Source organism: Acinetobacter sp. YH12045, assembly GCF_013419925.1.
GTDB classification, from domain to species: domain Bacteria; phylum Pseudomonadota; class Gammaproteobacteria; order Pseudomonadales; family Moraxellaceae; genus Acinetobacter; species Acinetobacter amyesii.
The window spans coordinates 39734-64943 of record NZ_VOZE01000009.1 but is presented as its reverse complement, the minus strand read 5'-3'; the positions used below and the strand labels follow the sequence as shown (position 1 = coordinate 64943).

Sequence of the window (25210 nt, the reverse complement as noted above, 5' to 3'; positions counted from 1 at the left end):
AGTTAAATTTGTTTAGTCCAATCTGCAACGCAAGATTGGATCAGTTCTGAGGTCTGGTCAAAAAAGGCTTGATCGTGCTGGTATGGGTCAGGCACATTTTTACCTTGCCAATGTCCTAAACGAAAGGTCTTGCCCTTTGCAAATGGCCACGTTTGTTCAATATGCTTTTGTTGATTTGAACTCATGACTAAAATTAAATCTGATTTCTTGATCAGTTCAGCATTCAATTTTTGGGCAATATGTCCACTCATATCGATGCCAATTTTTTGCATACAGTATTGAGCTTTTTCATCTGCTGCATGTCCAACCATGCCTGAGATTCCCGCTGAATAAATATTCAGATCGGGATGATTCTTTTTCAGAAGATATTCTGCCATAGGACTTCGGCAAATATTACCTACACACACCACCAGAATATTTTTAAATAACATTATTGACCCATTCTGTCGATGTTATAGATCATATTTGAGAAAGGAATCACCTGATTGATCACACGCTGCCAACGAGCTAAACCAGATGCATCAACATATACAATATCATTGCTACGCATTCTGAACTGGTTTGCGAGTCCAAAGTCACCAATACTGGTTAAATCCAAATGATAAATTTCGGTCATCGGACTATTCATATCACTACGTACTACGTAGATTTTACCTCGACTTGCAGAAAGCGAGTTTACCCCAAGACTTTCGCCCAAGACGTCACTTAAACTCATTCCTTGATCACGCATTGGTAGGGATTGATTTTTACCAGATTCACCCATTACATAAATTTTCTGATTTTCGCGTGAATTGACATAAATTGTATCGTTAGGCTGTATGAGTAGATTATGTAGTGAATAGCCAGCCTTTTCTAACTGAATGCTATTTAAGTTGTAAGTTTGTCCTTGGCGTACCAAGGTAATAGACGTATTATCGCCAAATTGCGTATTCACACCGCCAGCAAGACCAAGTGCAGTATATACGCTGGTAGGTTGGTCGGTGAGATTAAATTGACCACCCTTCATTACATTACCTTGGACAGAATAACGCTGGCCTTGGTAGGAAAGAACGCGAACAATCACATCTGGAGTTTTTAAATAGCGGGCAAGTTGGCTACGTAACTCCTGATTGACTTTTGTTAGGGATTTTCCGGCAGCTTTATATCGGCCAATAATCGGGAATTGAATATAACCATTTTGGTCGATTTGGTAACCGTTTGATTTAATCGCTTCCTCATTGCTTATTGTATTTGTGGGTGGTGTAATTTCAGGGTACGCCCATAAATAAATAGATAAAATATCACCAGAATTTAATCGATATTGTTGTTGTTGTTGATTGAAAAGGTGAGCAAAATTTTGTTGATTAATCTGTGCGGGTTGAACGGCTGCTAAATTGTCTTGTGATAATTTGATGACATTTACAGTTGAACCTAGATCTGTTTGGAAAATACCTTCTTTTGGTAAATCATATGTTTGAAGACCTGATGTGATTGCACAACCCGTCATACCTAAACTGAGTGCTAACAAGAAGCTATAACGATAGTAACTCACTCGAAATCCTACTTATAAAAATAATTGAATTGTAAAAAAGGCAATCGCCTGATTTTTAAAATATATAACGCAGCATTTTATACTATGTAAAGTCAACATCCTAGGATTTGCTGTCAAAATGTGTTGCTACAGTGTAATGATTATTGTGTGAAATAAAACACATATATGTTAATGAATACATAATAAATTCATTTAAGTAATTGGTGTTAAAAATCAAATATTAATATATTGGTTAAAAAATAAACGTTTAATTTTGCAGTTATAATTTTCGATTACGAAAAATAATAATTCCCGAAAAATATAAGGGCGATTTCTGCTATATTATGAGGCGTTTTTCACATGATTAAATCATAAATTATAAGGCTCTGGAATGTTGCAACTCTCGGAACTAAAAATTGCTGTAATTGGGTTGGGCTATGTGGGTTTACCACTAGCTGTTGAATTTGGTAAAAAAGTACCTGTAGTGGGTTTTGATATTCACCAAAAACGAATTAATGAGCTGCGTTCCGGGCAGGACCATACGCTCGAGGTATCTCCAGAAGAATTAGTACAATCTACACATTTAACATATAGCGCAAATTTAGAAGATCTTAAATCTTGTAACTTTTTTATTGTTACTGTGCCAACACCAATTGATGAATTTAAGCAGCCGGATTTAACTCCATTAGTTAAAGCTTCAGAAAGCATTGCAAAAGTGCTGCAAAAGGGCGATATCGTGGTGTACGAATCAACGGTATATCCAGGTGCAACTGAAGAAGTCTGTATTCCTGTTTTAGAGAAAAACTCAGGCTTAACATTCAATCAAGATTTTTTTGCAGGCTATAGCCCTGAGCGTATTAACCCGGGCGATAAATTACACCGCGTCACCAATATTTTAAAAATCACCTCTGGTTCAACACCTGAAGTCGCTGATTATGTTGATGAAGTATATAATTTGATTATTGAAGCAGGTACGCATAAAGCAACCAGTATTAAAGTAGCTGAAGCTGCAAAAGTCATTGAAAATACCCAACGTGATGTCAATATTGCTTTAATTAATGAGTTGGCAGTAATTTTTAATAAGATGGGAATTGACACTGAGGCTGTACTTCAGGCAGCTGGAACAAAGTGGAACTTCTTACCTTTCCGTCCTGGTTTAGTAGGTGGTCATTGTATTGGCGTTGATCCGTACTATTTGACACATAAGGCTCAAGCAATTGGTTATCACCCTGAAATTATTTTAGCGGGTCGTCGTTTAAATGATGCGATGGGTGCTTATGTTGTCACTCAGCTTGTTAAAGGTATGATCAAGAAAAAAATTCAGGTAGAGGGTGCTAAAGTTTTGGTGCTTGGCTTGAGTTTTAAAGAAAATTGCCCTGATATTCGAAATACCAAAATTATCGATATCGTGCATGAGTTGCAAGAATATCATATACAAACTGATGTTTATGACCCTTGGGTGGACAGTGCAGAAGCTGAACATGAATATGGCATTACACCTGTTTCTCGTCTAAAAAATGGCCAATATGATGCGGTAATTTTAGCTGTAGCACATGAGCAGTTTAAAGTTATGGGGGTAGATGCAATTCGCGCACTTGGTAAGTCTGCACATGTACTTTATGACCTAAAATACGTACTTGACCAATCAGAATCTGACATTCGTCTGTAATTTATAGGGACTATAAGCATGAGCCAATATCAAACTGTATGTGAGCAATTAAAGCAAAATCCTAAAACTTGGTTAGTCACAGGAGTTGCAGGCTTTATTGGCTCTAACCTTTTAGAAACCCTATTAAAACTTAATCAAAATGTGGTGGGGCTAGATAACTTTGCTACTGGTCATCAGCATAATTTAGATGAAGTTCAGTCTTTGGTGACACCTGAACAATGGGTAAACTTCAAGTTTCATGAAGGGGATATCCGTAACTTCGAAGACTGCCAGATGGCATGTGCAGGTGTGGATTATGTATTGCACCAAGCTGCTTTAGGTTCTGTACCGCGTTCCATTGCTGACCCGATTACCACCAATGCAGCTAATATCAGCGGTTTCTTGAATATGCTCACCGCTGCGCGTGATGCCAAAGTTTCAAGCTTTACCTATGCCGCCAGCAGTTCAACTTATGGTGACCATCCGGCACTGCCTAAAATTGAAGAAAATATCGGCAATCCATTGTCACCATATGCTGTGACCAAATATGTCAATGAGCTGTATGCCGATGTTTTTGCTCGTACTTATGGCTTTAAAACCATTGGTTTGCGTTACTTCAATGTCTTCGGCAAGCGTCAGGACCCAAATGGTGCCTATGCTGCAGTCATTCCAAAATGGACCGCAGCCATGATTGCGGGTGATGATGTCTTTATTAATGGAGACGGTGAAACCAGTCGTGATTTCTGTTTTATTGAAAATACGGTACAAGCCAATATTTTAGCTGCAACAGCACAAGATGAAGCTAAAAATCAGGTTTATAATGTTGCAGTAGGTGACCGTACCACTTTAAATGATTTATTTAATGCCATTAAAGCTGCATTAAATGAAAATGGTGTGATTTATGAAAAGCAGCCAGTTTATCGTGATTTCCGTGCGGGTGATGTACGCCATTCACAAGCAAGTGTAGAAAAAATCAAAAGTTTACTAGGTTATGCGCCAAAATTTGTCATTGCACAAGGGATAGACCAAGCAATGCCTTGGTATATTAATTTTAGTAAGTAAATGATGTTAGGTAAAATTAAGGCACTTAAAAATCGTTTCAGTGCCAATAAAGATAGTAAAGCTTTAGCCCGTAACTTTGGTTATCTAATGATAATGCAAATAACAGGTTACATTTTTCCATTGCTTACTATTCCTTATTTAGCAAAAGTCATTGGTGTGGATGGCTTTGGGAAGATTGCTTTTGCAGCGGCAGTAGTAGTCTGGTTTCAGACTATTACTGATTGGGGATTTAGTTATACTGCGACCCGTGATGTAGCTCGTAATAGAGATAGTTTAGAAAAAGTTTCAGAAATTTTTTCTAATGTATTATGGGCTAAAAGCTTACTTGCATTAGTTTCTTTTATTATACTTTTTATTCTTACTGAGTTTATTCCTTATTTAAAAGAAAATCAAATATTATTATTTATAACATTTATGCTCGTACCGGCAAAAATTTTATTTGCAGATTGGTTCTTTCAAGCAATTGAAAGAATGAAGTTTATTACAATTTTTGATTTAATCTCTAAATTAGTATTTACATTTTGTATTTTTATCTTTGTTAAAGAAAAATCTGATTTTATTTTACAGCCTCTATTTTTAAGTTTAGGATCTATTTTAGTTGGTGTTATTTCTTTCTATTTAATTGTTTTTAAATTTAAAGTTAAGGTTTTAAAACCTAATTTTAATAAAGTGTTTCAGACTATTAAAAATAGTAAAGATGTTTTTATTAATAATATTGTGCCAAATTTTTATAATAGTTTTTCTTCCATATTACTTGGTTTTTGGGGTGGAAGTGTAGCTAATGGATTGTTAGATGCGGGAACTAAGTTTGCAGGAATTGTCCAACAATTCATTGGGATCATTTCTCGTGTTTTTTTTCCTCTATTATCTCGAAAATCAAATCAACATCATGTATATGAAAAAATAAATATTATAGTGACAGTTTTTAGCACTGTTTTTTTAATTATATTAGCGCCATATATTATCAAGTTTTTCTTTACACCAGAATTTTATGAATCAATATTGGTTTTACAAATTATGGCCTGCTCTTTAATATTTCTTACTCTGAGTAATACATATGGTCTTAATTATTTAATTATTCATGGTTATGAAAGACTATTAAGAAATATTACTATAAGCAGTTCGATTATCGGTTTTCTAGCTTGTTTTCCATTAATCTATTTCTATGGGTTTTTAGGTGCAGCTATTACAATTACATTAACTAGAGCTATTTTAGGTTTGTCTATTATGTATAAAGCTAAATGTATTCAACGGAGAGATTTAAGTAAATGAAAATTGCCATACATCATAGATCAGGTAGTTTTTCTGAACGTTGGATAAATTATTGTGAAAAAAATGCTATAGAATTTAAACTTGTAAATGCTTTTGATAATAATATTATTGAGCAGCTTGCAGATTGTGATGCTTTTTTGTGGCATCATCATCATGCGCAATATAAAGATGTGCTAACGGCTAAAAGAATATTATTTGCTCTAGAACATGCTGGAATTAAAGTTTTTCCAGACTTCAGAACCGGATGGCACTTCGATGATAAAGTTGCGCAAAAGTATTTATTAGAAGCAATTAACGCCCCTTTAGTACCAAGCTATGTATTTTATGATAAAGAAAAAGCTTTAGAATGGGCAAATAATACAGATTATCCTAAAGTTTTTAAACTTAAAGGAGGTGCTGGGTCATCAAATGTAAGACTAGCTAAGAATAAAAATGAAGCTATAAGACTAATTAATAAAGCTTTTGGTAAAGGCTTTGCTCAATTTGACCGATATGAAAATTTAAAAGAAAAGTTTAGAAAATTTAAATCAGGTCAAGAAGGCTTATTCGGGATTATTAAAGGTTTAATTAGATTATTTATCGGTACTAAATTTGGAAATGAGCAATATCTAGAACGTGGTTATATTTATTTTCAAGAATTTATTCCAAATAATAATAGTGATATTCGTGTAATTGTTGTAGGTGATAAAGCTTTTGCAATTAAACGAATGGTCAGAGATAATGATTTTAGAGCATCTGGGAGTGGTAATATAGTATATGATCATTTACAGATAGATGTAAATATTGTTGAGCTCGCTTTTCACATTAATAAAAAACTTCAATGTAGTTCTGTAGCTTTTGATTTTGTAATTGACAAAGATGGTTCACCATTAGTTGTAGAAATAAGTTATGGATATGCTATGGAAGCATATGATAAATGCCCAGGCTATTGGGATGATAATTTAAATTGGCATAATGAAAAGTTTGATGCACAAGCATGGACTATTTCTCAAATGATAGAAAAATCTTAGGTTTTTCTATCATTTTTTATATTTAATGTTTTAGGGGTTTAATAGTTAATGAAAATGACAGTTATATTGTTAGTACTAAGTATAGTATCAATATCATTTACACTATTTTATCCTTCTGAATATTACTTAGAGTTACTGCCTATATCTTTTTTATTTTTGAATTTAATATTTTTAAATTTGAATAGAAAATTTAGTGATAGTTTTGTTTTTAAGATTTTTTTAGCTCAAGGGGTTGTTAGATACTTAATTTTACCTGTTCTATTTTTAGTAGATCCCGATATTATAGGGATTCAATCTAAAAAAATAAATATAGCTATATTTATTATGATTTTTGAATTATTTTTTGTTTATCTTATTTTTTTATTTTTTTCTTTTCAAAAAAATATTAATTCAACATCAGATTTTAAACCATATTTTTTTAAAGGTTTATATTTTATTCCAATTTTATTGGTGTTAATTTTTTCTTTTATTTATTTAAGTGGAGCATTGGTTAAGGTTAATGCTATATGGAATTTAGATAGTTTTGTTGATAAGTATATAACGGAAGGGGAGGAGTTGTCTTACAATATTGTCGGAATTTTATTATTCAATCTTTTTAAGGTTTTATTGTTGCTTTATTGTTTTAGTAAGATTTTTAATTCAAAAATAATAAGTTATGATTTGAAAAAATGGCTTTATGGAATATTAATTATTTTTTCTGGTTTATTTATATTGGGTGTTAGCCGTTTTAGTATTTTGCTAAATATGGCTGTTATGTTTGCAATGCTCAGCTCTTTCATGGATAAAAAAGAAGTAAATAAAGTTATATATTTTTCATTACCTGTAGTATTTTTTATTCTTTTAACTGCTACTCTAGCAAAGTTTTCAAGATATGGAAATGAAGCGACTAGTGATGCTGTATTGACAGCTAGATCAATTAATGCTTACTTTTCAGGATTTGGTAATATTGCTATTGGTTTAGATGCATACGATTATCTATATATTAATAATAATGTACTATATATAGTGAACGATACTATACAGAATATCCCTGTTTTATCTAAATTTGCATTAGAAGATTATAAAACAAATGTTAAATTCAATGAGATGATTTATGGGCATAAGTCTTGGGCTGATCAGATTGTTCCGTTGAGTATAAGTGGATTGTTTCATTTTGGTTATATTGGACTTTTTTTATATTCTCCTATCTTTATGGCAATTGCTCTTTATTTTGAGAGGCTAAGTAAAAGTGTAAGGTTTATTGGGTATAAATATGTTTTTACCTATCTATCTATAAATCTTTCATTGGTTTTTATGTTGAATTTAGGTAGCTTCTATAGTAGTTTTTTTAATAATATTTTATTCATCTTTTTTCCATTAACACTTATTTACTTTTTTGATAAAAAGAAAATAAGTTTTAGGTAGGTAATATGCGAGTATATTTTTTTGACTTTACTGTAAATTTTGGAGGTGCACCTCAAGGTAGTTTATACCTAATGTCACGTTTAAAAGATGCTGGATATCAAGTAGGAGTTATTGATGTATATGGTAACTGCACAGAATATTCAAATAAAGCTAAAGAATATAATTTAGATCATCATATTCTATTAAAAAAATATAAAAAAATGACGATTGGATATAATGGAAAACCCATCCGAAGAATATTATCTATACTTTCTCAATCTTTTACATATATTAATATTTTAGTAAATTTAAGAAAAATTATAAGTAAGAAAAAACCGAAAATTATCATTGTTAATAATGAGAAATCTTTATTTTTTCTGAAAATTATACAAAAAATCATAAATTTCAAAATTATTCTCTATTTTCGTGGAGAAGGTATACCAGAACAATTGCCAAAAAGATTTGTCAATTCTCTTGTAAATGATACATCCCACGTTGTAGCTCATTCGAAGGTAGCTATAGAAAATTTAAAAAATGCTGGTGTACCACATCAGCATTTAAGTTTCATACCCAACTGCATCGAGTTGGAAAGATTCTCATTGCCTAATAAAAGTACTAGTTTAGCAAAATATAAAAAGATTAAACTTATTTTAGCTGCTGCTCGATTGACAGAAGAAAAGGGCCAACATATAGCTATTGAAGCTGTTAATAAGTTAAAGCAGCAAAATATAGAAGTAGATTTATTAATCCCAGGTGTAATTGCTACGGGATTTGATGATAGCTATTTAAAATATTTAAATGATTTAATTACTAAATATCAATTGGAAAATAATGTTCATTTTATAGGATGGCGTGATAATCTAATTGAAGATATTGTTCAATGTCATATTGTTGTTTTACCTAGTCATACGGAAGGTTTTCCTCGGTCAGTAATAGAAGCAATGATACATAAGGTTCCTGTCTGTGCTACTCCTGTAGGTGGTATTCCTGAAGCTATTACGCATAATAAAACAGGCATGTTATTTGATATAGATGATTCAGAGCAACTTTTTGGTAACTTAAAAAAATTAATAGAAGATGAAGATTTGTACCAAAATATTGTATCTAATGCATTTTTATTCAGTGAAAACTATTTTCATCCTGAGAAAAATACTCAAGGAATGATTCAAGTCTTAAATAAGGTATAATATGAAAAATCCTCTTGTTTCGATTATGATTCCTGCCTATAACGCAGAAATGACAATTGCTAAAGCAATCAGATCTTTATTATATCAAACTTACACTAATTGGGAGTGTATTATTATTAATGATGGTTCTACTGATAATACGGTAGAAATTATTAAAGGTTTTAAAGATAGCCGAATAAAATTGTATTCATTTGAAACTAATAAAGGTCGAGGCTTAGCACGAAAGTTTGCAATGCAAAAATGCAATGGTGAGTTATATGCTATGCTAGATGCAGATGACTGGTATTATCATGATAAATTAGAAAAACAGGTCGATTTTTTTAAAAAAAATATAGATGTTGATATCGTCTCTTGTGGGATGATCATCCAAAAGGATAATGATTGTGTTGCTGTTAGAGGAATAGGTAATAATAAGATATATAGCTTTGATAAACCTCGCAAAGTACCAATACCTCATGCTAGTAGTATGTTTAGAGCTAATATTGTTGGTAATAATGTTTATGATGTTAATTTTAAATTAGGTCAGGACACAGATTTTCTGCGCAGAATTATGTTAGGACGTAAATACGCTCAACTTGATTTTGTTGGATATGTTTATGATGAGTATATATCAAACAATTATAGTAAAATTTTAAGTAGCTATCAATTTAGTGCTAAAAGTTATTTAAAATTTATTAAAGTTAATCCATTTTTATCTATATTTAATGCTTCTTTAGAATATATTAAAATTCTGAGATTGATTATTTTAGTTAATTTTTTTGGCTTTGATTATATTTTGAAATCTAGATCTATTGCTGTCAATAATGACTTGTCTTCTGAGTTCTATTCTAATTTAGATAAACTTAAATTAGTCTAAAGGTTAATATACTATGAATATTGTTTATATTATTACTAGATCAGATGTATTAGGAGGTGCGAGTGTACATCTTTTAGATTTAGCAAAAGGGATTGTTCAAAAAAAGCATAATGTACATATTTTAGTTGGTGGTAAGGGTGCTTTTACTACAGAATTAGAAAAAAACAATATAAAATTTAGTTCTTTAAAGCATTTAAAAAGAGAAATTTCTCCTACCCATGACTTATTGGGCTTTTTAGAAATAAGAAAGTATTTGAGCAAAATAAAGCCTGATATTGTGCATTGTCATTCAAGCAAAGCTGGTTTGTTAGGGCGTTTAGCTGCTAAGACATTAGGTTTGCCTGTGGTTTTTACAGCTCATGGGTGGGCTTTTACAGATGGTGTTAGCCCTAGAAGACAAAAAATATATTCTAAATTAGAAAATTTCCTAACTAAATTTTCAGATCATATTATTACTGTTTCAGAATATGATAGACAACATGGTTTTAAATATAAGGTTGGTACACCAGATCTAGTTACAACTATTCATAATGGGGTGCCAGATATCGCGAATTCAGATCGAATATTTGTACATAAAGAAAATAACTCTGTTGTTAATTTGATTATGGTTGCTAGATTTGAAGATCCTAAAGATCAATATTTCCTTATAGAAGCTTTATCTAAATTGCCAAAAAATTTAGATTGGAAAATTGATTTTTTAGGTGATGGGCCAAATCTTAAAAAATGTCAAGAATTGGCTACCCATGAAAATCTTAATTCAAAAATCATTTTTCATGGTCAAAGTTTTAAAGTAAAAGAGTTTCTGAATCTGGCTGACATTTTTGTATTAATTTCAAATTATGAAGGCTTTCCTTTGACTATATTGGAGGCAATGAGTACATCTTTACCTATTATTGCTTCTGATGTGGGAGGGGTAAAGGAAAGTGTTAGTTCTAAAAATGGATATCTTATTCCTAAAGGGGATATTGATATTTTAGTTCAGTCACTTCAAGAACTAATTGTGGATAAAAATTTGCGTCTACAATTAGGTGATAACAGTCGTCATTTGTATGAAACACAATTTAATTTTAACACAATGTTGCATAAAACATTGGATGTCTATACTCAAGTATTATCAAAGCGGTCTTTAAAATAATGAGAGTTTTAATCACAGGTGCAACAGGATTTGTAGGTACAGCTCTGACTGAACGGGTGAGTAGTGTGTATGACACGATTGCTTTAGTCCGCACTCAGAATCATGTACTTTCTGCAAATATCCAACAACTTGTTGCTGCTAATATTTTTGCAGCAGACTTACCTGCCAATATAGACGTCATTATTCATTTAGCAGGTCGCGCTCATATTCTAAATGAACAAACAACAGACCCATTGAGCGAATTCCGTAAAGTAAATGTGGAAGGCACTTTGCAATTAGCGCGTCAGGCTTTAGACAAAAAAGTTAAACGCTTCATATTTATGAGTTCTATTGGTGTAAATGGTGCAGTGACATTGCAGCAGCCATTTACAGAAGATGCCCTGCCCCAACCTCATGCAGATTATGCGGTTTCTAAACTCGAAGCCGAACAAGAACTTAAAAAACTATTTGCCGGGTCAGACACAGAATTAGTTATTATTCGCCCACCCTTGGTTTATGCAGCCCATGCTCCGGGTAACTTTGCTCGACTGCTTAAATTGGTTGCAACCAATCTGCCTTTGCCTTTTGCAGGCACAAAAAATAAACGTAGCTTTGTTGCACTTGAAAATTTGGTAGACTTTATTCAAACCTGTATTGAACATCCAAATGCAGCCAATCAAACATTTCTAGTAGCAGATCAAAGTCGTATTTCTACACGTGAGCTGGTGCAATACTTAAAGCAGGGCGTGGGAAAACCAGCACGTTTTATTTATCTCCCACAACCGCTTATAAAATTAGGAGCAGCATGTATTGGCAAATCTAAACTCTATGAGCAGTTATTTGAGTCACTAGAAGTCGATACGACCAAAGCTCAGAAGTTGTTGGGTTGGACAGCCCCTCTTACTACCCAGCAAGCCATGCTACAAGCGGGCCGAAACTATTTAAAAATGAAAGAGTAATTCACGTATGTCAATTTTTGCACTGAGCATCGTATTTTTTATACTGACATTACTATTCACAGGTTATATGCGGCATTACGCCCTAAAGAAAAATATTATAGACAATCCCAATGAACGTAGTTCTCACAGTGTACCTACGCCGCGAGGTGGCGGTGTTGCGGTCGTATGTAGCTACTTATTGGCTTTGATTATTTTAATGTATAGCCAGCAGCTGACAGTACATATAGGTTTAACCCTTATGGCTGCAGGTTTTGTTATCGCTTTACTTGGTTTTTTAGATGACCATGGACATATTAACTCCATGCTGCGTTTAGCCGTACATTTCTTGGTGGCCATTGGCGTGGTGATCAGCTTGGGTGGCTTTAGCGAAGTTACAGCTTTTAATGGTCTGCAACTTGGCTTTCTCGCCAATATTATTGCAGTGTTATTTTTGGTATGGTTGCTCAATCTATACAACTTTATGGATGGAATTAACGGCATTGCCAGTGTCGAAGCCATTACTACTGTCGTTAGTATGGCCATTTTGTATTATGTACTCAATACCACATTAAACTCAGACATTCTATGGTTATTGTCAGCCTGTGTATTTGGCTTTTTACTGTGGAACTTTCCCAAGGCTAAAATTTTCATGGGCGATGCCTGTAGCGGATTTCTCGGCCTCACTTTGGGTATTTTGGCGCTCATCGCCCTCAAAGAAAATTTAGCCCTGTTTTGTGCGTGGATCATTTGTCTAGGTGTATTTGTGGTCGATGCAACATATACCCTCATTAAACGCGTGTTGAGTGGCTATAAAATGTATGATGCACATCGAAGCCATAGCTATCAAATTTTATCGCGTAAATGCGAGAGTCATACCCTCGTGACGTTGGCGGTTGCTGCGATTAACCTATTGTGGTTATTTCCTATCGCTTATATAACGGTTACACAAGCATGGGCGTACCCTGAATTGGCAGTACTGATTGCCTATATACCATTGTTAATTGTGGCTATAAAATTCAAGGCAGGTCATCCCGATGCTTAATAAACCCAGCTTGTTAATTCTAGGTGCAGGTGGATACGGTTTAGCTGTTGCAGACGCTGCAGAACTGAGTGGACAATGGCAAGAGATTATGTTTGCCGATGACCGTTGGCCTGCAACACAGCATGTGGCGGAATATAACATTGTGACAAATATTGCCAATTTAAATCAGTTGCAGAATACTCAGCTTCAAGCGATTGTGGCGGTAGGCAATAATACATTACGGCAGCAATGGCAACAGACCTTGCGAGCCTTGGGTATAGAATTGACTTCGGTGATTCATCCTAAAACAGTTGTGAGTCCAACAGCTAACATCGGTCTAGGGGTGAGTGTGATGGCAGGGTGTGTAATTAGTCGTAAAACTGTGATCAACGATGGTGTAATTTTAAATATTGGTACATTATTAGATCATGATGTGGTCATTGAGCAATTTGCCCATTTAAGCGTGGGGGTAAAAGTTGCAGGTGGTCAAACTATCGCCGCACATTCATTTTTAGAGGTTGGAACCTGTATTCTGCATTAAAGTAATACGGTGTTTTAAAATTCAAATATTAATAATTGTATATTTATGAAATCCATTATCGAACCTGCTGTAGAATCCCCCCGCTTAGTCAAACTTGCATTTTTAATGGTGCTGGACTTTTGTGTATTTCCTGTCTTGCTTTGGCTATGTTATGCCATCCGCCAGTTTGATTTAGGCGCAGAAGTGGTGCCCAACTTGGCTTTTGGTTCGGTATGGGCAAGTGTGATTGCAGTTGCATCGTTGTTTGTTTTTGGGGTGTATCGTTTTATTGTGCGCACCTATAGCGAACTGTTTATGTTCAAGCTGGGGTTGGGTACTGCTTTGACTGTGGCAGGGTTGTATGCGTTGGCATATTTTACCGATGCCTTTATTCCCACGTCTATTCCACTCATGTTTGGCTTTCTCATGTTCGCTTGGGTCTGGTTTAGCCGTGGTTTTATTCGCTTTATCGTGCGTTCTTATTTACAGGCCGATGTACAAAAAAAACGCATCGCGATTTATGGCGCGGGCAATGCAGGGCAGCAAATTGCGGCGGCTTTATGTAGTTCAGATGAACACTTACCTGTGTTGTTTATTGATGATGATCCATCACTCACTGGGCAGCAATTGGGGCGTTTAAAAGTCTATGATGCAGAAACAGCATTAAAAGTCATGCCGAAAAAGCATATTGATGAAATTTTGATTGCGTTGCCTTCTGTCGGGCGCATGCGTAAAAGCGAGATCGTCAAATTTTTAGAACCTGCACATATTAAAATTACCGAAATTCCAGGACTGACCAAACTGGTCGATGGTGAAATTCGCGTATCGGATATTCAGGAAGTCGATATTATTGACTTGCTCGGGCGTGACCCTGTGCCGCCAGTACCCGAACTGTTGGCTAAAAATATTCAAAACAAAATAGTCTTGGTCACAGGCGCGGGTGGTTCCATTGGTTCTGAACTGTGTCGCCAAATTGTCAAAAATAAACCCAAAGCCTTGGTGATTTATGAACTGACCGAATTTGCGTTGTATAGCATTGACAAAGAATTACGCTTAAATAGCGATGTCACGATTATCCCGATTTTAGGGTCAGTGCTTGATCAGGCCAAACTAGAAAGGGTGATGGAACAGTATGCAATTCAAACCGTGTACCATGCGGCTGCCTACAAACACGTGCCCTTGGTAGAATGTAACCCATTGGCAGGTTTGAAAAATAACGCGATTGGGACGGCATTTAGCTTAAATGCAGCAGTCAAAACAGGAGTAGAAACCTTTGTGCTTATTTCTACCGATAAAGCCGTGCGTCCGACCAATGTCATGGGGGCGTCTAAACGTATGGCAGAGTTGTATTGTCAAGCCATGGCGGAAGCGCAAGATCAGACCCAAATCAGCATTGTCCGCTTTGGGAATGTTTTGGGTTCTTCGGGTTCGGTGGTGCCGTTGTTTAAACAGCAAATTGCCAAAGGTGGGCCAATTACCGTAACTCATCCTGAAGTAACCCGTTACTTTATGACCATTCCAGAAGCCTCACAATTGGTAATTCAGGCGGGCGCTTTGGGTCAGGGGGGCGATGTATTCCTGTTAGATATGGGGGAACCTGTACGCATTCAGGACTTGGCCCGTCAAATGATTGCACTGAGTGGTTTAAAAGTACGAGAATCAGGCAGTCAGGAAGGTGATATTGAAATTCAATATTCAGGCTTACGCCCAGGCGAAAAACTCTACGAAGAATTGTTGATTGATTCAGACAATACCGAAATTACCCAGCACAGTCGTATTTTACGTTCTTTTGAAAAGATGTATCCGTTGGATGAATTGCTGTTGGTATTTGAGCGTATGCATGACTTAACTGCAATTCAAAGCGATATTGACTGGGCTTTGGCGCAGCTTGAACACTATGTGGATGGTTATATCAGTGGTACAGAAATTAAGGTGAACTAGACTCAAGTAGCAATAGACTTTATCCATGAATGAAAAATAATCGATATCAACTTATTAAATTAATATTGAAAAACTCCTTCTCCCTTTGGGAGAAGGCTGGGATGAGGGTAAAGATGCTTTCGGGCGCAAAGAAATAGGAAAGGTGTGAAGTAGATCATAATTAAAAAAGCTATTTTACCCGTTGCAGGTTTAGGCACCCGTTTTCTGCCTGCCAGTAAAGCCATTCTCAAAGAAATGGTCACCGTGGTCGATCGTCCTGCCATTGAATATGTAGTACGCGAGGCAGTTGCAGCAGGGATTGAGCAAATTATTTTGGTGCCCCATTCTTCTAAAGCCTCCATTGAAAACTACTTTGACCGTAACTTTGAGCTAGAAACTACATTAGCACAAAAACAAAAACTGGATTTGCTCAAAGAAATTACCGAAATTTTACCTGCGCATGTCAGTGTCGTGAGTGTACGTCAGCCACACCTTTAGGCTTAGGGTATGCAGTTTTATGTGCTAAATCTGTAGTGGGGAATGACGCCTTTGCAGTGCTGTTACCCGATGTATTGGTTAAAGATGATGCTGCACAAAATGACTTGGCGTGTATGATTCAGCGTTTTGAGCAAAGCCATGCCGCACAGATTATGGTTGAAGCAGTGCCAGATCATCTGGTCGATCAATACGGTATTTTCAATGTAGCCGCAGCACCAGCAGAAGGTGAAAGTATCGTGATGCAGGACATTGTTGAAAAACCTGCAATAGGCACGGCACCTTCTAATTTATCGGTAGTGGGGCGTTATGTCTTGCCTGCAGAAATTATGACTTTGCTGGAAAAAACCTCTAAAGGGGCAGGCAATGAAATTCAATTGACCGATGCCATTGCCATGTTGCAGCAAAATAGTGTGGTGGAAGCTTACCGTATGCAAGGTCAGACTTTTGACTGTGGCAGCAAGTTGGGTTACTTAAAAGCAGTGTTGCATTATGGACTTGATCATCCAAAATTAAGCGATGATTTTAAAGCCTTGATTCAAGAGTTAAAGATTGAATCTTAAAGGTGATTAAGGGGAAAAGTAGAAAATCCCTCCTCGCCTGCCTTCTTACGCAAGAATTTAAAGCAGTGCTTAAATTCTTGCTCAGGGAGGAACGTTCATAACAAAGCCCTTGCTTGTGCGAACTTCCCCTTTTGAGAAAGGTGAGCCATATATGGCGCAAGAGAAGGAAATTTCAATATCCATTTAAATATGAATATAACGATGATTTCTTGATTTATGAAAGATATCTAATGTAAGAAAGGATAAAATGTAAAAATCTTTCCTAATCTCTTGAATAAAGAGAGTAACCCCATGAAATAAACAGCATCAACCTATACAACAGGAATACATTTTGAAAGTCGCAGTCCTTGGAAAAACCCTCTATGCAGGCGTGATGTCTGCACTCTTGGCGGAATGTGGGCATCAAGTGTATTGGTGTAACATCTTTCTAGATGCTGCTCATCCACTGGAACAGCATCATTTGGCCTTATCCAATTGTTTGGCTCAATCGCGCTTACTGGCATTTGGTAATCAAGCTTTAAATCAACAAGAAGTACAAGATTTGCCGGAATATAAACAATATGAAGGTAATCAACCAAGTTCAACCATTTTATTGCAAGAGCTAAATCCATATAGTTTGGGCATGTTGATCGCAATGTATGAACATAAAGTTTTTGTACAGTCCGTGCTTTGGAACATTAACCCGTTTGATCAATGGGGTGTAGAGAAAGGCAAAGAAATTGCCAATCAGCTACTTCCAATATTAAATGGTGATCGAAAGGATATTTCGGATTTAGATGGCTCAACGCAAGGCTTACTACACATATTATTAGGAAAAACAAATGGCTAAAATTTTAGTAACAGGTGGTGCAGGTTATATTGGTTCACATACTTGTATTCAACTTTTGAGCGCAGGGCATGAGGTTGTTGTACTGGATAATTTGTCCAACAGTTCTGTCGAATCTTTAGCACGTGTTCAAGCGTTGGCAGCTAAAAAATTAGATTTTGTTGAAGGTGATATTCTCGATCAGCAAATTTTAGATCAAATTTTTCAGCATCATTCTATTAATGCAGTGATTCACTTTGCAGGCTTAAAAGCTGTGGGTGAAAGCCAAAAAGAGCCACTAAAATATTTTGAAAATAATATCTCGGGTTCTATTAGCTTAGTTAAAGCGATGGAGCGTGCTCAAGTTTTTAAGTTGGTCTTTAGTTCATCTGCAACAGTTTATGATGAAGCCAATATTTCACCCTTGAATGAAACTATGCCTACAGGTATGCCAAGCAATAACTATGGCTATACCAAACTGATTGTTGAGCAATTACTAGAAAAATTAGCAGCTGCAGATGAGCGTTGGTCAATCGCTTTGCTGCGTTATTTTAACCCAGTAGGGGCACATCAAAGTGGTCAAATTGGTGAAGACCCACAAGGGATACCCAATAATTTGATGCCTTATGTCACACAGGTGGCAGTCGGCCGTCGTGATAAGTTGTCAATTTTTGGCAATGATTATGACACGGTAGATGGTACAGGTGTGCGTGATTATATTCATGTGGTCGATTTGGCCAATGCACATTTATGCGCTTTGAATCATCGTTTAAAAACGCAAGGATGCCGCGCTTGGAATATTGGTACAGGCAATGGGATTTCAGTAAAACAGATTCGAGATACTTTTGAAAAAGTGAATGGAGTTGAGATTCCATTTGAATACGTACCTCGTCGAGAAGGTGATGTTGCAACTTCATTTGCTGATAATGCCCGTGCTGTGGCAGAGTTAGATTGGCAGCCTCAATATGGTTTAGAAGATATGTTGAAGGATAGTTGGAACTGGCAAAAACAAAATCCGAATGGTTATAACTAAGATTAAAATTTAGTGTGTAAATTCATTAAAGACAGTATGGCAAATTTTGTATTTGCCATACTTCTAACTATCTAACTTAAGTATTGAATCATGTATTGATTGTGCAAAAATGATGATAGATCTTATCTTTTGTTTGAAAAAAATCGTTATCATATGTGAAAGATAAATTGACTGAAATAATATATGAAATATCAAACTCTTAGGGTTTTATCATTTGCCATTTTTTCTTCTCTAGCTCTGCCAGTTTACGCTCAAGGGATCATTTTGAATAATGATGATCTACGTACAGATTTAAATTGGCTGAATCAGCAAGGTGTGATCCAAATTAGCACTTCGACTTGGCCATTGAGTGGTGAAGAAATTCAGCGTGCATTATCCACTGCGAAAATTGAAAACACTGCTCAGCAGAAAGTTGTCAATTCGGTTATGGCAAATTTAGAAGCAGAAAATACCTCTATTAAGCTCGCTTTATTTGCTGAAACAGATCCACAAAACATCCCGCAAAAATTTGCAGATGAGCAAAAATCGCAATATCAAGCGGCCCTTGAATTGAATGCAGGTGGAACGCAGTGGGATGCAAGACTGCGAGTCAATGCTGAAAAAGATCCAATCATTGACCATGGACATGATGTCAATTTAGAAGGTTCTTATATTGCAGGAAAATTGTGGAATCAATGGTTGATTGCGGGACAAATCCCAACCTATTGGGGACCTGGACATGAAGGAAGCCTAATCCGTGGTGATGCGAGTCGCCCTGTTTATGGTTTTACTATGCAAAGAGCGGAACAACAGGCCTTTGAAACAAAGTGGTTGTCTTGGATTGGACCTTGGCAATATCAAGCTTTTGCAGGTCAATTAGATGACTACAGTGCGATTCCAGATGCCAAACTATTAGGGCTGCGTCTAACTGCACAGCCATTGCCGTACTTGGAGCTAGGCGCTTCTCGAATTCTTCAATGGGGAGGTGAGGGGCGCTCAGAAAGTTTTGACTCATTATGGAATGCAATTAAAGGTAATGACAACTTTTATGATGGCGATCTAGATAAGTCTAATCAAATTGCAGGTTTTGATGCACGCCTTAATTTAAACCACTGGAGTGGTGTACCGATTAGCCTTTATGGGCAATATGTCGGTGAAGATGAAGCTGGGCTTCTTCCTTCAAAAAAAATGTATTTAGCAGGTGTCGATTATTCTTCACAATTGAATAATTTACCTTTGCAGGTGTATGCGGAATGGGCTGATACTCGAACCAATGGCGACGTACAAGGTATTTCCTATAATCACTATATTTATCAAGATGGCTATTATCAACACGGCTTCCCGTTAGGGCATGCCATGGGCGGGGATGGTCAAATGGTAAGTCTTGGTGGAGATATTCGCTTTGATGTTATGAATCGCTTAAATGGTCGAGTAATGGTGGCAAAAGTTAATCAATCAAATTCGATAAATAATCAGGCATTTACTCAAAAAGATGAAATTAAAGCTTTAGATCTTACTTGGACACATTACTTAAAACCAAATGCGCCATTGAAACTGAATGGATGGGTGAGTGATTCTGATGTCTATGGTCAAGATGCGGGAGTGTCTATCGGAGTCGAAATTCCATTGGATCGCTCATTATTTTAATACGCTGTAATTTTTTAGAGCACCCATTGGGAATTCAGCTAAAAAAATAAAACCATTCAACCTACATGATAAGTTGAATGGTTTTGTATTAGCATGTAGAAAAATTTATCCTTGAATCAACTGTGTTAATTCATCGACATAATCTTGCACTGGTTTTGAATTTTGGTCTTTACGGCTTTCAATGTTGAGACGTAATAAAGGTTCAGTATTGGAAGCACGTACATTTAGACGCCATGCACCAAAATTTAGGCTGACACCATCTGTTTCATCAATCGCAGGATTTTGATCGGCAAAGTGATCAAAAATCTTTTGAATGGTGGCTTGAGTATCCGCAACTTTAAAATTGATTTCACCCGAACAAGGGAACTTTTCAATCATTTCTTCAACCAGTGAAGACAATGTTTGCTGGGTTTCTGAGAGTACAGAAATTGCCAATAACCAAGGAATCATACCGCTATCACAATAAGAGAAATCACGGAAGTAATGATGTGCTGACATTTCACCGCCATACACTGCATTGTGCTCACGCATTTTTTCTTTAATGTATGAATGCCCTGATTTAGACTGAATCGCTTCACCTTGGTATTGTTCAATCACATCAAAGGTATTCCAAACCAGACGAGGGTCATGCACAATTTTCTCACCAGATTGTTTCAGTAAGAACGCTTGTGCCAATAGACCGACAATATAATAGCCTTCAATGAATTGACCTTTTTCATCAAATAAGAAGCAGCGGTCAAAGTCACCATCCCACGCGATACCCATATCTGCATGATGGTCAATCACCGCATTACGGGTGCTGTCACGGTTTTCAACTAAAATCGGGTTGGGAATACCATTCGGGAAGGTGCCATCGGCATCGTTGTGAATTTTGACAAATTCAACAGGCATATTGAGCTGTTTAAATTTTGCTTCAATGGCATCAACCACATGACCAGCCGCGCCATTGCCCGCATTCATGACCAATTTAAGTGGGCGAATTTTGACAGGATCGATATACGACATTAAATGATCGATATATTCGGGCAGAATATCGTGCTTTTCAGTTTTGCCTTTGGTTGGAACTTCATTAAAGTTGCCTGATTCAGCCAGTAAGCGAATTTCTTTTAGACTTGAATCTGCTCCAATGGGGCGTGCATTTTCGCGGACCAATTTCATGCCGTTATAGTCTATCGGGTTGTGGCTTGCCGTGATTTCGATCCCACCTTGAACATCTAGATGAAAGGCACCGAAATAGACTTCTTCAGTCCCCGTCATATCTCAATCTAATACATCAACACCCGCATCATTCAGACCTTTGATGGTGGCTTGTTTTAAATCTTCACTGCTGAGACGGATGTCACAGCCCACCACAATCTTGTTTGATTGATAAATTTGCCCATACGCACGACCGATTTTATAAGCAATCTCTTCATTGAGTTCTGTACCGAGTTTGCCACGGATATCATAGGCTTTAAAACAAGTTAGCATTGTCATGTTATTTCCAACTATAGAAAAAAGGGCTGGAAATTCCAGCCCTTGATCAAAAAATTTTATTCCACCGTCACAGACTTCGCCAAGTTACGTGGCTGATCGACATCTGTTCCACGTAGCACTGCAACATGATAAGAGAGCAGTTGTACTGGAATGCTATACACAATTGGTGCCAAGATTTCATTCACACTTGGCACATAAACCACGTGTTGACGATCTTTCGCTTTGATCCCGCTATTTTCATCTGCAAAGACAAATAACTCACCACCACGAGCTTGAACTTCTTCCATATTCGATTTGAGTTTATCCAACATGTCATCTTGTGGAGCTAGAATCACCACAGGCATATCATTATCAACCAGTGCCAATGGACCGTGTTTTAATTCACCAGCCGCGTAGCCTTCTGCATGGATGTATGAAATCTCTTTAAGTTTTAAAGCACCTTCAAGTGCGATAGGGAACTCAGTTCCACGACCCAAGAATAGACAGTGATTTTTTTCAACAAATAATTCTGATAGACGTAGAATCTCAGCATTATTTTGTAAAGTATCTAAAATCACTTTCGGTGTATGCCAAAGCGCTGCAATAATTTCAGAGATACGGTCAGTTGAAATGCTTTGCTTAATTTGACCAATTTTCAATACCAATAGCATCAATGCCGCAAGCTGTGTGGTAAAGGCTTTAGTCGAAGCAACACCAATTTCAGGGCCTGCGAGCGTCAACAAACTGTAGTTGGTTTCACGTACCATCGACGAGGTTGCCACGTTGCAAATGGTCATGGTGGTGATATACAAGCTTTTCGCTGCTGCACGCTTTTGCGTATCACGCAGTGCAGCTAAAGTATCGGCTGTTTCACCTGATTGAGAAATACAAACATACAGTGTGTTATTCACAATCACAGGCGAGCGATAACGGAATTCACTGGCAATTTCGACTTGGCAAGGCACATCAATCAGTTGTTCAAACCAATATTTGGCAATCATGCCGGCATGGTAGCTGGTACCGCAGGCAATGATTTGCACTTGCTGAATTTTAGTAAAAGCATCAGTCGCATTGATTAAGAAATCATCACGTAGTGCATTGCCATTTAATGCCTGAGAGATCGTTTGCTTAATCGCTTCAGGTTGCTCATAAATTTCTTTGAGCATGTAATGCTTGTATTCACCTTTCGATGCGTTACTTACCGTTGCATCGAGTTCTTTAATTGGGCGGTTCACGAGTTGACCATCAACAAATACTTCAATGGTATTACGAGTTAAACGCGCAATATCACCTTCTTCAAGGTAGATAAAACGGTTGGTAATTGGTAAAAGTGCCAATTGATCCGAGCTAATAAAGTTTTCACCAATACCTACACCAATCACAAGTGGTGAACCTTCACGTACTGTGATTAATTCATCAGGATGGTCGGTATGTACGATACCCAGTGCATAAGCACCTTTGAGTTGAGGTGCGACACTTTTAACCGCTTCTAAAAGACTCGGGGTGCTTTTTAAAGCGTCATTGACTAAATGTGCAACAACTTCTGTATCTGTTTGTGATGTAAAGACATAACCAAGCGCTTCAAGATCATCTTTAAGCTCTTGATAGTTTTCAATAATACCGTTATGAACAACAGCCACATTGCCTGAAATATGCGGATGGGCATTATTTTCAGTTGGTTTACCATGGGTTGCCCAGCGCGTATGTGCAATACCGACCGAACCTGCGATATCTGCTTCTTCAACGGCTTGTTCAAGATTTGCAACTTTACCTACGCGACGTTCACGTAGAACGTGGCCTTTATTAATCAGCGCTAAACCTGCAGAGTCATAGCCACGATATTCAAGACGCTTTAAGCCTTCAATTAAAATATTGGTAATACTACGTTCTGCAACGCCACCGACAATACCGCACATAATTTAATCCTCTTATTTCTTCAATTTTTGTGGACGTTGATAGTTTTCTTTGGCAAATTGCTTCGAACGTTCTACCGCAAGGCTATTGTCTGCCACGTCACGTGTAATGGTTGAGCCAGCACCCACTGTTGCACCATGACCAATGGTGACAGGAGCGACTAATGAGCTATTTGAGCCGATGAAGGCTGAGTCACCGATAATGGTTTTAAATTTGTTTGCGCCATCATAGTTGCAGGTAATGGTGCCTGCGCCAATGTTTGAACCTGCACCGACTTCTGCATCACCTAAATAGGTAAAGTGGTTGGCTTTTGAGCCTAACCCGACAGTGGTATTTTTAACTTCAACAAAGTTACCAATATGTACTTCTGCAGCTAATTTTGCGCCTGGGCGTAAACGTGCAAATGGACCGATTTGAGCATCTTCACCAACAATGGCGCTGTCAAAAACGCTATATGGTTGAACTTTAGTACCTGCCGCAATCTTGGTGTTTTTAATGATACAACCTGCACCAATTTCTACGTTATCACCGAGTTCAACAACACCTTCAATAATCACGTTGATATCGATACGGACATCTTGACCAACAGTCAATGTACCACGTAAGTCGAAACGTGCAGGATCAATCAGGTGAACGCCTTGTTGCATCAGTTGTTTAGCTTGGAATGCTTGAAATTCACGCTCAAGGGCTGCCAATTGTACGCGGTCATTCACACCTTCCACTTCAAAAGCACGTTCTGGTTCAACAGATGCCACTTCGAGACCGTCAGCAATTGCCATGGCAACGATATCGGTCAGGTAATATTCACCTTGCGCATTGTTGTTGCTTAATTTTGGCAACCATTCGTGCAATTTTGCATTACTTACGGCATAAATACCGGTATTAAATTCTTTGATTTTACGTTGTTCTTCAGAGGCATCTTTGTGTTCAACAATGGCTTGAATTTTGCCATTTTCACGTACAATACGACCATAACCTGTCGCATCATTAACCGTTAGGGTTACTAAGCCAATACCTGTTTGAGCAGATGCATCTAATAGTTTTTGTAATGTTGCTTCAGTGATGCAAGGTACATCACCCGAGAGAATCAAAGAAATACCGGTTTTTGCTAGGACAGGCAGAGTCACTTTGACTGCATGGCCTGTACCCAATTGTTCTGCTTGTTCAACCCATTTGACATTTTCATGTGCAAACGCGTTTTGAACCAATTCACCGCCATGCCCATAAATGGTAATTATTTCTTCTGCATTTAGTTTTTTCGCCGTGTTGATGACATGGCCAAGTAGGGGTTGTCCTGCGAGTGGTTGTAATACTTTGGGTAAACGAGAACGCATACGTGTCCCTTTACCTGCAGCAAGAATAATAACGCTAGTAGACATGTTTAATCCTAGGTGTTTCTATTACATAGACAAAATATAAAAATAAATACAGATGCAAAGCGCGGCCCAAAGACCTGCAATGATGTCGTCGAACATGATGCCAAAGCCACCACCGACTTGACGGTCAATGACACGAATTGGCCACGGTTTCCAGACATCAAATAAACGGAATAAAGCAAAACCAATCAATGCCCAAGTCCAGCTCATTTGCCCAAGATATAAAATCGGGAGGAAGGTAATGGACTGACCGGCAAATTCATCCCATACGATGCGGCCATCGTCATGGACACCCATGACTTTGGCGGTTTGACCACAAATATAGATCCCAATAATCGACATGAGGATCATGACTATAATGGAGTTGAAAAAGCCGATTGCAAGCCAACCTGGAATAAACAACAAAGCAAAAGCAGAGCCAAAGGTACCCGGTGCTTTGGGTGCAAGACCCGAGCCAAATCCCACGCCACAAAAGGCGATGACTCGGTTAAACCAAGACATG

General features: G+C 37.1%; 19 protein-coding genes and 3 pseudogenes. 16 read left to right on the top strand and 6 right to left on the bottom strand.

From position 1 onward, the window contains the following. Positions 1–2 precede the first annotated feature (2 nt). Both FTU02_RS12195 and FTU02_RS12190 read right to left on the bottom strand, forming a co-directional pair. Positions 3–431, bottom strand: a complete 429-nt coding sequence (locus tag FTU02_RS12195) for a low molecular weight protein-tyrosine-phosphatase (RefSeq protein ID WP_180107694.1) — start codon at positions 429–431, stop codon at positions 3–5. Beyond that, positions 431–1486, bottom strand: a complete 1056-nt coding sequence (locus tag FTU02_RS12190) for a polysaccharide biosynthesis/export family protein (RefSeq protein WP_180157354.1) — start codon at positions 1484–1486, stop codon at positions 431–433. Before FTU02_RS12190 ends, FTU02_RS12195 begins: the two co-directional genes overlap by 1 nt. Before the next feature lie 415 nt (positions 1487–1901). Here FTU02_RS12190 and tviB point away from each other — a divergent pair, with 415 nt between their 5' ends. From tviB to FTU02_RS12110, 16 genes and pseudogenes are all read left to right on the top strand, one after another. Beyond that, positions 1902–3179: a Vi polysaccharide biosynthesis UDP-N-acetylglucosamine C-6 dehydrogenase TviB gene (tviB, locus tag FTU02_RS12185; protein WP_180157320.1), complete on the top strand. Its 1278-nt coding sequence runs from the start codon at positions 1902–1904 to the stop codon at positions 3177–3179. A gap of 18 nt (positions 3180–3197) precedes the next feature. Next, complete coding sequence (locus FTU02_RS12180; RefSeq protein WP_180157318.1) at positions 3198–4220, top strand: NAD-dependent epimerase/dehydratase family protein; 1023 nt, start codon at positions 3198–3200, stop codon at positions 4218–4220. Continuing rightward, entirely contained in the window at positions 4221–5492 is a 1272-nt protein-coding gene (locus FTU02_RS12175) for a flippase (RefSeq protein ID WP_257227113.1), read from the top strand. Next, on the top strand, positions 5489–6502 hold the full coding sequence (locus tag FTU02_RS12170) for a RimK family alpha-L-glutamate ligase (RefSeq protein ID WP_180157315.1): 1014 nt from the start codon (positions 5489–5491) through the stop codon (positions 6500–6502). Before FTU02_RS12175 ends, FTU02_RS12170 begins: the two co-directional genes overlap by 4 nt. 48 nt (positions 6503–6550) lie before the next feature. Further along, a complete protein-coding gene (locus FTU02_RS12165) occupies positions 6551–7906 on the top strand; it encodes an O-antigen polymerase (protein WP_180157313.1) in 1356 nt (451 codons plus the stop codon). Between the two features lie 5 nt (positions 7907–7911). After that, positions 7912–9072, top strand: a complete 1161-nt coding sequence (locus FTU02_RS12160) for a glycosyltransferase family 4 protein (protein WP_180157311.1) — start codon at positions 7912–7914, stop codon at positions 9070–9072. 1 nt (position 9073) lies between these two features. Beyond that, positions 9074–9928, top strand: coding sequence for a glycosyltransferase family 2 protein (locus FTU02_RS12155; protein ID WP_180157309.1), 855 nt, complete (start codon positions 9074–9076; stop codon positions 9926–9928). Between the two features lie 13 nt (positions 9929–9941). Continuing rightward, complete coding sequence (locus FTU02_RS12150) at positions 9942–11063, top strand: glycosyltransferase family 4 protein (protein WP_180157306.1); 1122 nt, start codon at positions 9942–9944, stop codon at positions 11061–11063. Continuing rightward, complete coding sequence (locus FTU02_RS12145; protein ID WP_180157304.1) at positions 11063–12001, top strand: NAD-dependent epimerase/dehydratase family protein; 939 nt, start codon at positions 11063–11065, stop codon at positions 11999–12001. The genes FTU02_RS12150 and FTU02_RS12145 overlap by 1 nt, the downstream gene beginning before the upstream one ends. A gap of 7 nt (positions 12002–12008) precedes the next feature. Next, positions 12009–13022: a glycosyltransferase family 4 protein gene (locus FTU02_RS12140; protein ID WP_180157302.1), complete on the top strand. Its 1014-nt coding sequence runs from the start codon at positions 12009–12011 to the stop codon at positions 13020–13022. Further along, entirely contained in the window at positions 13015–13542 is a 528-nt protein-coding gene (locus FTU02_RS12135) for an acetyltransferase (RefSeq protein WP_180157300.1), read from the top strand. Before FTU02_RS12140 ends, FTU02_RS12135 begins: the two co-directional genes overlap by 8 nt. A 45-nt stretch (positions 13543–13587) precedes the next feature. Beyond that, the gene (locus FTU02_RS12130) at positions 13588–15462 is read left to right on the top strand and encodes a nucleoside-diphosphate sugar epimerase/dehydratase (protein WP_180157298.1); all 1875 of its coding nucleotides are present in this window, start codon (positions 13588–13590) and stop codon (positions 15460–15462) included. Positions 15463–15618: 156 nt separating this feature from the next. Continuing rightward, positions 15619–16499: pseudogene (locus FTU02_RS12125) on the top strand (UTP--glucose-1-phosphate uridylyltransferase). A gap of 445 nt (positions 16500–16944) precedes the next feature. Then, a pseudogene (locus tag FTU02_RS12120) lies at positions 16945–17328 on the top strand (glucose-6-phosphate isomerase); the annotation flags it as partial. Continuing rightward, positions 17321–18337 (top strand): UDP-glucose 4-epimerase GalE, encoded by a 1017-nt coding sequence (gene galE, locus FTU02_RS12115; protein ID WP_180157296.1) that lies wholly within the window; start codon positions 17321–17323, stop codon positions 18335–18337. The pseudogene FTU02_RS12120 and the gene galE, both read left to right, overlap by 8 nt. A 183-nt stretch (positions 18338–18520) precedes the next feature. After that, a complete protein-coding gene (locus tag FTU02_RS12110; protein ID WP_180157293.1) occupies positions 18521–19963 on the top strand; it encodes a capsule assembly Wzi family protein in 1443 nt (480 codons plus the stop codon). Positions 19964–20068: 105 nt separating this feature from the next. On the opposite strand, the pseudogene FTU02_RS12105 reads toward FTU02_RS12110, so the two are convergent. The 4 genes and pseudogenes from FTU02_RS12105 to FTU02_RS12090 all read right to left on the bottom strand — a co-directional run bounded on the left by FTU02_RS12105 (position 20069) and on the right by FTU02_RS12090 (position 25209). Beyond that, positions 20069–21439: pseudogene (locus tag FTU02_RS12105) on the bottom strand (phosphomannomutase CpsG). Between the two features lie 56 nt (positions 21440–21495). Then, a complete protein-coding gene (glmS, locus tag FTU02_RS12100) occupies positions 21496–23334 on the bottom strand; it encodes a glutamine--fructose-6-phosphate transaminase (isomerizing) (protein WP_180157291.1) in 1839 nt (612 codons plus the stop codon). Between the two features lie 12 nt (positions 23335–23346). Continuing rightward, a complete protein-coding gene (glmU, locus tag FTU02_RS12095; protein ID WP_180157289.1) occupies positions 23347–24711 on the bottom strand; it encodes a bifunctional UDP-N-acetylglucosamine diphosphorylase/glucosamine-1-phosphate N-acetyltransferase GlmU in 1365 nt (454 codons plus the stop codon). Between the two features lie 21 nt (positions 24712–24732). After that, positions 24733–25209, bottom strand: coding sequence for a phosphatidylglycerophosphatase A (locus FTU02_RS12090; RefSeq protein ID WP_180003656.1), 477 nt, complete (start codon positions 25207–25209; stop codon positions 24733–24735). Position 25210 lies beyond the last annotated feature (1 nt).